At 65.9% G+C, this 11789-nt stretch carries 10 protein-coding genes; 6 read left to right on the forward strand and 4 right to left on the reverse strand.

All coding sequences use genetic code 11. The features are described 5' to 3' along the window. Nucleotides 1-7 precede the first annotated feature (7 nt). Both recA and C556_RS21540 read right to left on the reverse strand, forming a co-directional pair. Nucleotides 8-1066 carry a recombinase RecA gene (gene recA / locus C556_RS0106150; protein WP_018747360.1) on the reverse strand — a complete coding sequence of 353 codons (1059 nt, stop codon included), beginning with the start codon at nt 1064-1066 and terminating at the stop codon, nt 8-10. Nucleotides 1067-1178: 112 nt separating this feature from the next. Continuing rightward, the gene (locus tag C556_RS21540) at nt 1179-3023 is read right to left on the reverse strand and encodes a sensor histidine kinase (protein WP_018747361.1); all 1845 of its coding nucleotides are present in this window, start codon (nt 3021-3023) and stop codon (nt 1179-1181) included. A 390-nt stretch (nt 3024-3413) separates the two neighbouring features. On the opposite strand from C556_RS21540, the gene C556_RS0106160 reads away from it, so the two are divergent. Next, nucleotides 3414-4673, forward strand: coding sequence for a D-amino acid dehydrogenase (locus C556_RS0106160; RefSeq protein WP_018747362.1), 1260 nt, complete (start codon nt 3414-3416; stop codon nt 4671-4673). Between the two features lie 102 nt (nt 4674-4775). Here the strand turns inward: C556_RS0106160 and guaB are convergent, their stop codons facing one another. After that, nucleotides 4776-6242 (reverse strand): IMP dehydrogenase, encoded by a 1467-nt coding sequence (guaB, locus tag C556_RS0106165; RefSeq protein ID WP_018747363.1) that lies wholly within the window; start codon nt 6240-6242, stop codon nt 4776-4778. Between the two features lie 163 nt (nt 6243-6405). Here guaB and C556_RS0106170 point away from each other — a divergent pair, with 163 nt between their 5' ends. From C556_RS0106170 to C556_RS0106185, 4 genes are all read left to right on the forward strand, one after another. After that, entirely contained in the window at nt 6406-7521 is a 1116-nt protein-coding gene (locus tag C556_RS0106170; protein ID WP_245559221.1) for a patatin-like phospholipase family protein, read from the forward strand. A 129-nt stretch (nt 7522-7650) separates the two neighbouring features. After that, nucleotides 7651-8172, forward strand: a complete 522-nt coding sequence (locus tag C556_RS19590) for a disulfide bond formation protein B (RefSeq protein ID WP_018747365.1) — start codon at nt 7651-7653, stop codon at nt 8170-8172. Next, nucleotides 8169-9110 carry a hydrogen peroxide-inducible genes activator gene (locus C556_RS0106180; protein ID WP_018747366.1) on the forward strand — a complete coding sequence of 314 codons (942 nt, stop codon included), beginning with the start codon at nt 8169-8171 and terminating at the stop codon, nt 9108-9110. The genes C556_RS19590 and C556_RS0106180 overlap by 4 nt, the downstream gene beginning before the upstream one ends. A 77-nt stretch (nt 9111-9187) precedes the next feature. After that, complete coding sequence (locus C556_RS0106185; protein ID WP_018747367.1) at nt 9188-10339, forward strand: NAD(P)/FAD-dependent oxidoreductase; 1152 nt, start codon at nt 9188-9190, stop codon at nt 10337-10339. 73 nt (nt 10340-10412) lie between these two features. On the opposite strand, the gene C556_RS22155 is transcribed toward C556_RS0106185, so the two are convergent. After that, nucleotides 10413-11108, reverse strand: coding sequence for an SPOR domain-containing protein (locus C556_RS22155; RefSeq protein ID WP_157235944.1), 696 nt, complete (start codon nt 11106-11108; stop codon nt 10413-10415). A gap of 220 nt (nt 11109-11328) precedes the next feature. Between C556_RS22155 and ndk the strand changes: the two genes are divergently transcribed. Beyond that, a complete protein-coding gene (gene ndk, locus C556_RS0106200; protein ID WP_026262857.1) occupies nt 11329-11757 on the forward strand; it encodes a nucleoside-diphosphate kinase in 429 nt (142 codons plus the stop codon). Nucleotides 11758-11789 lie beyond the last annotated feature (32 nt).

The raw sequence follows: 11789 nt of genomic DNA on the forward strand, positions 1-11789 counted from the left end.
CGTTCGTTCAGTCGGCGGCGACTGCGTCGGCCTCGTCGGCCAGCGAACCGCCCGACTCGATCGGCACTTCGGCGATGCCGATCTTGGCGCGCACCTTCTGCACGATTTCGTCGGCCAGTTCGGCGTTGTCCTTGAGGAACTGGCGGGCATTCTCCAGGCCCTGGCCGATCTTGTTGCCGTTGTAGCTGTACCAGGCGCCGGATTTCTCGACGATCTTGTGCGTGACGCCGTGATCGATGATCTCGCCTTCACGGCTGATGCCTTCGCCGTAGAGGATGTCGAAGGTGACCACGCGGAACGGCGGCGCCACTTTGTTCTTGGCGATCTTCACCTTGGTCTGGTTGCCGATGATCTCGTCGCCCTTCTTCACCGCGCCGATACGGCGGATGTCCAGGCGCACCGAGGCGTAGAACTTGAGCGCGTTGCCGCCGGTGGTGGTTTCCGGGCTCTGGCCGGGCATCATCACGCCGATCTTCATCCGCAGCTGGTTGATGAAGATGACCAGGGTGTTGGTGCGCTTGATGTTGGCGGTGAGCTTGCGCAGCGCCTGGCTCATCAGGCGGGCTTGCAGGCCGGGCAACTGGTCGCCCATCTCGCCTTCGATTTCGGCCTTGGGCGTCAGCGCGGCCACCGAGTCGATGACGATGATGTCCACGCCGCCGGAGCGCACCAGCATGTCGCAGATCTCCAGAGCCTGTTCGCCGGTGTCCGGCTGCGAGATCAGCATGTCGGAGACGTTCACGCCCAGGCGCTGGGCATAGACCGGATCGAGCGCGTTTTCCGCGTCGATATAGGCGGCGACACCACCGGCCTTCTGGATTTCGGCGACCACGTGCAGACACAATGTGGTCTTGCCCGACGATTCCGGGCCGAAGATTTCGACGATGCGGCCGCGCGGCAGGCCGCCCACGCCCAGGCCCAGGTCCAGGCCGAGCGAGCCGGTGGAAACCACCTGCAGGTCGTTCTCGATCTGGTTCTCGCCCATCTTCATGATGGCGCCCTTGCCGAATTGGCGTTCGATCTGTGCCAGCGCCGCAGCCAGCGCCTTGCTCTTGTTGTCGTCCATGACACCTGCCCGTGTGAGTGGAAATTCGGCCCTGGGGCCAACGTGTGGTTGCGGCGATTATAGAACGAATGTTCTGTAAAAGAAAAGCGGCGGTTGCGTGACGCCGGGGGCGTCAGCCGCCGGGGATGTCGCGTCCCTCGGGCAGGGTGAAATAGAAAGTAGCGCCGTCGCCGGGCACGCCCTTGGCCCAGATGCGTCCGCCGTGACGCTGGACGATGGCCTGGGCGATGGCGAGGCCGATGCCGTTGCCCTCGTACTCGCCGGGCGGTTGCAGGCGCTGGAACGGCAGGAACAGCCGGATCACCTGGGCCATGTCGAAGCCGATGCCGTTGTCGCTGATCTGGTAGACCTGCTGGCCATTGGCTTCGTGCACTTCCAGCGCGATGGTCGGTTCGACCGCGTGGTTGGTGAACTTCCAGGCGTTGTCGAGCAGGTTGTACAGCACGATGCGGATCAGCTTGGGGTCGGCGCTGGCCATCAGGCAGTCGGGCAGCCTGACCGCCACATGGCGATCCGGTTGCAGTGCGCGCAGCTCCTCGACGATCTCCTCGGCGATGGTCGCCAGGTCCACCGGCTGCCGGCGGATCTCGGAGCGGGACAGCCGCGACAGGGTGAGCAGGTCATCCACCAGCACACCCATGTGGCGCATGGTGCTGCGCATGCGCATCACGTAGTTGCGTGCGCGCTCGTCCAGCTTGTCGCCGTAGTCTTCCAACAGCACCTCGATATAGCCCTCGATGGTCCGCAACGGCGAGCGCAGGTCGTGCGACACCGATTGGGCGAAGGTTTCCAGCTCGTGGTTGGCCGCGGCCAGTGCGCGGGTGCTCAACTCGATGCCTTCCTCCAAGTGGTTGCGGTATTTCTCCAGTTCGATCTCGGCTTCCTTGCGGGCGGAGATGTCGATCAGGAAGCCTTGCAGGTGGTGGCCGTCGGCGCCGTGCCGGTGCTCGGCGATCAGCAGTACCCAGACCGTGCGCTGGTCCTTGGCGAGCAGGCGGCACTCGAATTCGGTGGGCGCGTCGCCGCGCACTTCGGTGAACAACTGGTAGGCGAGGTGGCGGTCGTTGGGGTGCAGGTAGGTGGAAAGGAAGTTCTCGTGGTACCAGACCGATTGCGGGTAGCCGAGCAGTTGCTCCGCCTGCGGCCCGACGTAGACGAAGCGCCATTCCTCGGGGTTGGCATCCCACGGGATGACGCGGGTCGATTCCACCAGCCGCTGGAAACGTCCCTGGCTGGCGCGCAGGGCGGATTCGATATGCCGGCGGCTGATCAGATCCGCTTCCAGTTGCAGGTTCTTCTGTTCCAGGGTGTCGAACATCGCCTTGAGCGATTGTCGGGTGGCTTCGAGGCCATGCCCCAGCTGTCCCAGTTCGTCCTCGCGGTGCCAGATGAAGGGCTGGTCGAGTTGCTGGCCGGCCAGGCGCTTGGCCTGATTGGTCAGCGCATTGAGCGGCTTGAGCACGCGCGAGTGGATCAGGAACAGGATCAGGCCCAGGCTGAAGGCCAGCTGCACCAGCACCGACGCGATAGTCTGGCGCTGTTCGTTGCGGATCATGGCGATGGCCCGGCCATCGTCGAACTCGACCGTCACCTTGCCGATCTGCGCGCCTTGCTTGGTCACCACGCGGTTCAATGAATAGAGCTGGCCCTGGCGCCGCTCCGGTCGGTTGGCGCTGAGGAAGGTGCCCAGCGTGTTGTCGCTGATCACCACACGCACCACGCGCTCGTCGCTCATCACCGAATCGAGCAGGGGACGGCCCGATTCGGGCGACAGGTTCCACAGCGGTTCCTGCATGCCCAGCATCAGGATGTCGGCCAGCCGCCCGTGGTCGCGCGCCATCTGCTCACGCGCTTCGCCCAGCTGGGATTCGAGTCGCATGTAGCCGGCGATGCTGGCGGGCAGGAGCAGGCCCGCCAGGATGGCGAGAATCAGGGCGGTACGCAGCGATAGGGTCATCGATCGTTGGCTCGTTCGCGGGATGCGCCGCGTAGTCTAGGGCCTGTTCGTCCTAAACACGAGCGCGCCCGGGTGCGCCGTGTCCGGTTGTCTCCATCTGGTACCGCCGCGTGTTGCACGCCTCGGCGGGATCGATGGTCGTGGCGGTTGGGAATGCCGTTGTCTGACCAGGCGCAGGCAATTCTGACCCATCGGCGATGACGCGTGCCGATTTCCGGGCGGTAGCCGGCCGTTTGTTCTGTAGTGTGGCCGAAGTATCGGCGATAAACGAGGGGAATCACTGACGCCCATGCTTTCGGAGTGGCGACGCATTCTGCTTGATGGTGCGCAGGCCCGGGGGCCGGCCGACGCGGCATAATCCGGGGCCTGGATCGACGATAGGAGAGGCAGATGCGGATAGCGGTACTGGGTGCCGGGGTCATCGGGGTGACGTCGGCTTGGTTCCTGGCGCGCGCCGGCCACGAGGTGACGGTGATCGAGCGTGCGCCGGAAGTGGCGCGCGAGACCAGCTACGCCAACGGCGGACAGATCTCGGTATGTCATGCCGAGCCGTGGGCCAACCCGAAGGCGCCGTGGAAGGCGCTGCAATGGTTGGGCGAGGAGGATGCGCCGCTGCTGTTTCGTCTGCGCGCCGATCCGGCGCTGTGGCGCTGGGGGCTGGGCTTCCTGCGCGAGTGCCCGCCGGCCCGCGCCCGCGCCAACCTGCAGAACCTGGTCCGCCTGGGTCTGTACAGTCGCGGCATCCTGCAAGACTTGCGTTCCGAGCTGGGGCTGCAATACGACGCGCGCACCGAGGGCATCCTGCATTACTACACCGAGCTCGCCGAATTCGAAGCGGCGATTCCTGCTGCGGCGGCCATGCGCGAAGTGGGGCTGGACCGCCAGGTCAAGCAGGCGCACGAGTGCCTCGCCATCGAGCCCGCGCTGGCGGCGTCGCGACGTCCCATCGTCGGTGGTACCTATACGCCGTCGGACGAATCGGGCGACGCGCGCAAGTTCACCGACCAGCTGGCGCAGCATGCGACGGCGCTGGGGGTGACGTTCCGCTACGACTGTGTGATCGACCATTTCGTGCGCGAGGGCGATCGCATTGCCGGCGTGCGCCTGGTGACGCCGGAAGGCCCGGAGCTGCTGGCGGCCGATGCCTTCGTGGTCTGCCTGGGCAGCTACAGCCCGTTGCACCTGGCACCGCTGGGAATCCGCCTCAACCTTTACCCCGCCAAGGGCTACTCGGCGACCATTCCGGTGCGTCCTGGTCAGCAGGGGCCGACGGTCAGTCTTACCGACGATGGCTACAAACTGGTGTTCTCACGCCTGGGCGACCGGTTGCGCGTGGCAGGGACGGCGGAGTTCAATGGCTACGACCTGTCGTTGAACCGCATCCGCTGCGAGGCGTTGGTCGCGCGCACCCGTGAGATCTTCCCGGACGGCGCGGATTACGATGCCGCCGAATTCTGGTGCGGCCTGCGGCCGGCGACGCCGAGCAACCTGCCTTATATCGGCGCGACGCGTTACGCCAATCTCTACCTGAACACCGGCCACGGCACGCTGGGCTGGACCGAGGCGTGCGGTTCGGGGTTGGCGATCGCCGACATCATCGGCGGCCGGCGGCCCGAGGTGGATTTCCCGTTCACCGGGTTGGCGGCCTGACGCATCGCGCAGGCGGGCCGCCTTTGGGCGAAGCGCAATCCGCCGTGCTGCAAAAACAAAACCCCGCGAAAGCGGGGTTTTGTTTGACCTGAAAAAGCACGTTCACTCCATGCGGTAGTTCGGTGCTTCCTTGGTGATCTGTACGTCGTGCACGTGCGATTCGCGGATGCCGGCGGCGGTGATCTGGACGAACTCGGCCTTGGCGTGGATATCGGCAATGCTGGCGCAGCCCAGGTAGCCCATCGAGGAACGGATGCCGCCGACCAACTGGTGGACGATGGCGGACAGCGTGCCCTTGTAGGGAACGCGGCCTTCGATGCCTTCGGGAACCAGCTTCTCGACGTTGGCGGTGTTCTCTTCCTGGAAGTAGCGGTCGGACGAGCCTTGCTGCATTGCACCCAACGAGCCCATGCCGCGATAGCTCTTGTAGCTGCGGCCCTGGTACAGCTCGACCTCGCCGGGGGCTTCCTCGGTGCCGGCGAACAGGCCGCCCAGCATCACGCAATGTGCGCCGGCGGCCAGTGCCTTGGCGATGTCGCCGGAGAAGCGGATGCCACCATCGGCGATCAGCGGCACGCCGGTGCCAGCCAAGGCGTCGGCCACGTTGGATACCGCCGAGATCTGCGGTACGCCCACGCCGGCGACGATACGGGTGGTGCAGATCGAACCCGGGCCGATACCGACCTTGACCGCGTCGGCGCCGGCTTCCACCAGTGCCAGCGCGGCGGCGGCGGTGGCGATGTTGCCGCCCACCACCTGCACCTGCGGGAAGTTGCGCTTGACCCAGCGCACCCGGTCGATCACGCCCTGGCTGTGGCCGTGAGCGGTATCGACCACCACCACGTCCACGCCGGCCTCGACCAGCAGCGCCACGCGCTCTTCGGTGTCGCCGCCGGTGCCGACGGCGGCGCCGGCGCGCAGGCGGCCCAGGCTATCCTTGGCCGCATTGGGATGTTCGGTGGTCTTGATGATGTCCTTGACGGTGATCAGACCCTTCAGGCGGAAGCTGTCGTCCACCACCAGAACCCGCTCCAGGCGGTTGGTGTGCATCAGCTCGCGCGCCTCGTCGATGCTCGTGCCTTCCTTGACCGTGACCAGGCGTTCCCTGGGGGTCATGATCGAGCTGACCGGCAGGTCGAGGCGCGATTCGAAACGGATATCGCGGTTGGTGACGATGCCGACCACCTGGCCATTGGCATCGACCACAGGCAGCCCGGAGATGCGGTGCTGGCGCGTCAGACCCATGACGTCGCGGACCAGCAGGTCGGGACGGATGGTGACCGGATCCTTGACGATGCCCGATTCGTGGCGCTTGACCTTGGCGACTTCCTGCGCCTGCAGCTTGGCAGGCATGTTCTTGTGGATGATGCCGATACCGCCTTCCTGCGCCATGGCGATGGCTAGGCGCGATTCGGTCACCGTATCCATCGCGGCCGAAACCAATGGCAGGTTCAGGCGGATGTCTCGGGTGAACTGGGTGGCCAGTGAAACGTCGCGGGGCAGAACGGAGGAGTGGGCGGGAACGAGCAGAACGTCGTCGAAGGTCAGGGCTTTCTGTACGATGCGCATGGGCGAAATCCTTTTACGCCAAAACCAGATTATACCGAAAGGGCCGTAGCTCGACCATGCCCCGCTTCGCGCGGGAAGCACGGCTCATGGGACACGAGCGCGATCGATCGCGCCAAGGGGGAAGATGGATCAGCCGACCAAGCAAGCCGGCCGTGCCACGGCCTTGATCCTGTCCGGCGGCGGCGCCAGGGCCGCGTACCAAGTGGGCGTGCTGCTGGCGGTGGCGCGCGTGCATTGCCGTTCGCGGAACAATCCTTTTCCCATCATCTGCGGCACCTCGGCAGGCGGCATCAATGCCGCGGCGCTGGCGGCCGGCGCCACCGACTTCCGCCTCGCGGTGCGGCAACTGGCGCGCGCCTGGCTGTCGTTGACGCCCGAGCAGGTCTATCGTGCCACCTTGCCGGCCCTGTTCGGGCGCGCCGCACATTGGGTGTTGTCGCTGGTGCTGGGTGGCCTGGGGCGATTCAACCCGCGTTCCTTCCTGGACAACCGTCCACTGACTGAACTGCTCGGCCGCATGATCGACTTCGACGGCATCGGACGGGCTGTCGCCGCGGGGCAATTGCAGGCCTTGTCGATCACCGCCTCCGGCTACACCACGGGGCAGTCGGTCAGCTTCTTTCAGGGAAACGACGCGTTGCAGGGCTGGCAACGCGCCCAGCGCCTGGGGGTGCGTACGCGGATCGAGCCTGCGCATCTGCTGGCGTCGAGCGCGATTCCGTTCGTGTTTCCCGCGGCGCGGATCCACCGCGAGTATTTCGGAGACGGCTCGGTGCGCCAGGTGGCGCCGATCAGCCCGGCGATCCATCTCGGAGCCGGCCGCGTGCTGGTGATCGGGGTGGCGCCCAGTGCCGAGGCGGGGCCTGCGCGCGAGAAGACGGTCGCCTACCCGTCGCTGGCCCAGGTGGCGGGGCACCTGCTCGACAGTATTTTCATCGATGGCCTGGAATCCGATCTGGAGCGGGTGCGGCGCATCAACCGGACCGTGGAGCGACTGACACCCGAGGAGCGCGCCCACTTGGGGCTGCGCCCGGTGGAGGTGCTGAGCATCCGGCCGTCCCGACCGCTGGAGCGCCTGGTGATGCCACATCGTTCCACCTTTCCGCCAGGTTTGCGTTTCCTGCTGGGCGGGCTGGGGGCATTCCGGCGCCAGGGCTCGGTGCTGGCGAGCTACGTGTTGTTTCACCACCAGTACACCCGGCAACTGATCCGCCTGGGTTATCGCGACGCCATGGCGCAGCGCGAGGCGCTCGCGGTATTCCTCGGCGATGCCGGCTGACGGGGCTGCAATCGCCTGCGGTGCACCGCCGTGCCTGCGTATCAGCATTTTGTGATGTGCGCTTTGGCGTTGCCTCGGCGCGGCGTTACAATCGCCCGATTGAAAAAAGCAATCGACAAGGAGTGGGGCATGGCCCACTGGCGTCTGTGGTTCCTGGTCTTGTTTCTGGCCTGTTGCGGCATGATCGGTTTCGCGATGTATCACCAGATCTACAACTGGGTGATGCCGTGTCTGATGTGCGTCTACCAGCGACTGGCGGTGATCGCCTTTGGTTTGCTCTCATTGCTGGCCGTGTTCTGGAAGCCGGGCTCGCGCCGCGGGGTGATGGTGCTGGGTACGCTGTTGTCGCTGGCCACGCTGGGCGGCGCGGCCAGCGCAATCTGGAATCTGCGCCTGCAATACGGCCCGGCCGATCCCAACCTGGCCTGCGCCTCCAGCCTGCCGTTCCCGATCGACCTGAACGATCCGGATTGGCCGCATTGGCTGGTGGCGTTGATCCGTCCCGTCGGCAGCTGTTCCAGCGTTGACTTCACCTTGTTCGGCATCACCATGCCGGCTCTGGTGCTGGTGACGATGCTGGTGTTGCTGGGCCTGACCTATGCCCTGTGCGCACGCCGCAATCGCGAGCTGAAGAGGAAGTTCTGGGTATGACGTTGACGGAGCTGCGCTATATCGTCGCCGTGGCGCGGGAGCGCCATTTTGGCCGGGCTGCCGCGAGCTGTTTCGTCTCGCAGCCCACCTTATCGGTGGCGGTGAAGAAGCTGGAGGACGAACTCGGCGTGACTCTGTTCGAGCGCTCGGCCGGCGACGTGACGCTCACACCGATTGGCGAGCGCATCGTCGAGCAGTCCCAGGCCGTGCTGGAGGAAGTGCAGGTCATCAAACAGCTGGCGGAGCAGGGCAAGGACCCGCTGGCCGGCCCGCTGCGCCTGGGCATCATTTATTCGATCAGTCCCTACCTGCTACCGCATCTGATTCCGGCGCTGCGCGAGCGCGCGCCACAGATGCAGGTGTTGCTGGAAGAGGACTACACCGCCCGGCTGGCGGAAATGCTCAAGCAGGGCGAGATCGACCTCGCCATCGTCGCCGAGCCGTTCCACGAGGGCGGCATCGTCACTCAGGCGGTCTACGAGGAACCTTTCGTGGTGGCCACGCCCAAGGGGCACCCGTGGGAAGCGCTGCCGCAGGTGAACGCCGAACAACTGGCCGAGGAGAACGTGCTGCTGTTGTCGCCCGGCAATTGCTTCCGCGACCAGGTACTGCAGATGTGCCCGGACTTGAATCGCGAGAGCGTTCCGGCTGGCAGCAGCTTGCAACGCACTCTGCAGGGCAGCTCGCTGACCACCATCCGCCACATGGTGGCCGGCGGCATCGGGGTGACGGTGTTGCCGGTGACTTCGGTCGGCCCGACCGACGAAGCCCTGTTGTCGATCCGGCCGTTCGCCGAGCCGGTGCCGACCCGCCGGGTGGTGCTGGCGTGGCGCAAGAACTTCCCGCGCAACGCGGCGGTCGAGGCGGTCCGGCAGGCAGTGCTCAAGGCGCAGCTGGGTAACGTCACTTATCTGCCGGGCGAGCATCCCTCGGTCTGATTCCCCGTTTTTCATCCTGTCGTCGATGGTGTCCCGCCCGGCCGGGCGGGATGGATGACGCAAATCCTGGAGCTTTCATGTCCGATCCGATTGTGATCGTCGGTGCCGGCCTGGCCGCGTACCACTGCGCCCGAGAATTTCGCAAGCTCGATACCGAAACCCCGTTGTTCATCGTGGCGCGCGACGGCGCGGGCTTCTATTCCAAGCCGATGCTGTCCAATGCGCTGGCGGCCGGCAAGTCGCCGGAAGCGCTGGTGATGAAGTCGGCTGAAAAGATGGCGGAAGAACTGAACGCCACCATCTGGCCGCGCTGCGACATGGCGTCGTTCGATCCGTCGGTGCGCACGGTCTCGATGGCGGATGGCAGGCAGCTACGCTACCGCGACCTGGTGCTGGCGCTCGGCGCGGACCCGATCCGTCTGCCGTTGACGAGCGAAGCAGCCCAACAGGTGCTGTCGGTCAACGATCTGGACGACTATGCGCGGTTTGCCGGGCAGCTGCCCGCCGAAGGTGTGGTGGCGATTCTCGGGTCCGGCCTGATCGGGTGTGAGTTCGCCAACGACCTGTTGGCGCGTGGCCTGAGACCGGTGCTGATCGATCCAGCGGCGTGGCCGCTGTCCAGGCTGGTGCCGCGCGAAGCGGGGGATTGGCTGCGTCGGCGCCTGGAGGCGGCGGGCGTCTCGTTCCGCCTTGGTGTCGCCGCGCAGGCGGTAGAGACGGCCGACGATGGATATCGCATTGTCCTGGTGGATGGCGAGGTGATACAGGCGGCGCTGGTGCTGTCGGCGGTCGGGCTGGCGCCGCGCGTGGCGCTGGCGCGTGCGGCCGGGCTCGATGTGGCGCGCGGCATCGTGGTCGGGCGAGATCTGCAGACCAGCGCGCCGCACGTCTGGGCGCTGGGCGACTGCGCCGAGGTGGCGGGAATGAGCCTGCCTTTCGTGATGCCGATCATGCAGCAGGCACGCGCCTTGGCGGCGACGCTTGCCGGTCAGGCGGCGTCGGTCGGATACCCAGCCATGCCGGTCATCGTCAAGACTCCCGCCTGCCCGACGGTGGTGGCGCCTTGCTGGCGCGATAGCGACTGCACCTGGCAGATCGAGGCCGACGACGGTGCGCTGGTGGCGCGGCGCCTCTCAGGCGAGGGCGTGCTGGAAGGCTTCGTGTTGATGGGCGAGGGCGTCAAGCAGCGGCAGGCACTGGTGCCGCAACTGCTTCCCTGGCTGGATTGAGGGCTATTGTCGAGGCGCTGCGTTTTGCGCGTGCTCAGGAGTCGCTGCGCCAGGCTCTGCGGGCCGCCGCGAATCAGTTGTTGCGCAGTACCGGCTCGATGCCGAGCGCCCGTAGCTGGTGCTTGGCCGCTTCGGCTTCGGCCTTGGTCTTGAATGGGCCGATCTGCACCCGCGTTTCCAGGTAGGCCGGGATCCCGGCTTTTTGCAGTTGCCGCAGCAGCTTTTCCGCATTGTCGGCGTGCAGAAATACCCCTGCCTGCACCGTGTAGGCCGCCGGTTCGTCCTGTGCTGTGCGCGGTGCCTGTGGTGTCGGCGGGGCGGCGACGGCCGGGCTGGTCGGCGCGCCTGGCCGGGCGAGTGTCGGCACGGTGGGCCGGACAATCGGTGCGGGTCGCGCTGCGGCAGGCGTCGGGGTGGTGCCGGCGAGCCGGGACGGCATGGTTTCGCGTGGCGCTGGAATGGGGGTCGGGGCGGCAGTCATGGCGGCTGCCTGCGTCGGGGCGGGTGTCGCTGCCGGTGGCGCGGGGGGCTCGGCGGTCGGTGTGGCCCTGGCCGGTGCGGACGACGTCGGCGCGCTGGCCTCGACCGGCAGGCTGGCTGCGGCGGGAACGCTGGCGATGGCGGGGGTAGGGGTCGCGACGGCGGCGATGCGCGGCTTGGCGGGGGTGACGGCGACTTGCGGCGTTTCGGGGGCCGGGCGATCCAGCAGGTAGATGCCGGCCAGGATGATGACAATGAGCCCGGCGGCGATGCCGAGGCGCCAAAACACTTGTTCTTTCAGCCGATGCTGCTCGGCTTCTCTCAGCAAAGGGTCCTGTCCGTCGCTCATCTGCCGCTATGCACGCAAGTTTGTTATAATGTTCGGCTATTTTGACGCAGCGCAATACCCGCTGCCGATAAGCCAGTTTGAGGCTAGCGTAGTCTAGCCGGTTGCTGCAAACGATTTCTTTGTCCTTTATCTAGAACCGTAACGCCTATTCGGAGTCAACATGGCTATTGAACGTACGCTGTCGATCGTAAAACCTGATGCCGTCGCCAAGAATGTGGTTGGCAAGATTTATGATCGCTTCGAATCCGCTGGTCTGAAGGTCATCGCCGCGCGCATGAAGCATCTGTCGCGCACCGAGGCCGAAGGCTTCTACGCCGTGCACAAGGAACGCCCTTTCTTCAAGGACTTGGTCGACTTCATGGTCTCCGGTCCGGTGATGATCCAGGTGCTGGAAGGCGAGAATGCGGTGCTGAAGAACCGCGAGCTGATGGGCGCCACCGATCCGAAGAAGGCCGACAAGGGTACCATCCGCGCCGATTTTGCCGAGTCGATCGACGCCAATGCGGTGCACGGTTCGGACAGCCTGGAGAACGCGGCGATCGAGATCGCCTACTTCTTCGCGGCTTCCGAAGTGTACGGCGCCAAGTAATTCGAGTCCGCCCTGTGCGGGCGGTCCGGGAG

The sequence above is a fragment of the Chitiniphilus shinanonensis DSM 23277 genome (genome assembly GCF_000374805.1).
GTDB lineage: Bacteria > Pseudomonadota > Gammaproteobacteria > Burkholderiales > Chitinibacteraceae > Chitiniphilus > Chitiniphilus shinanonensis.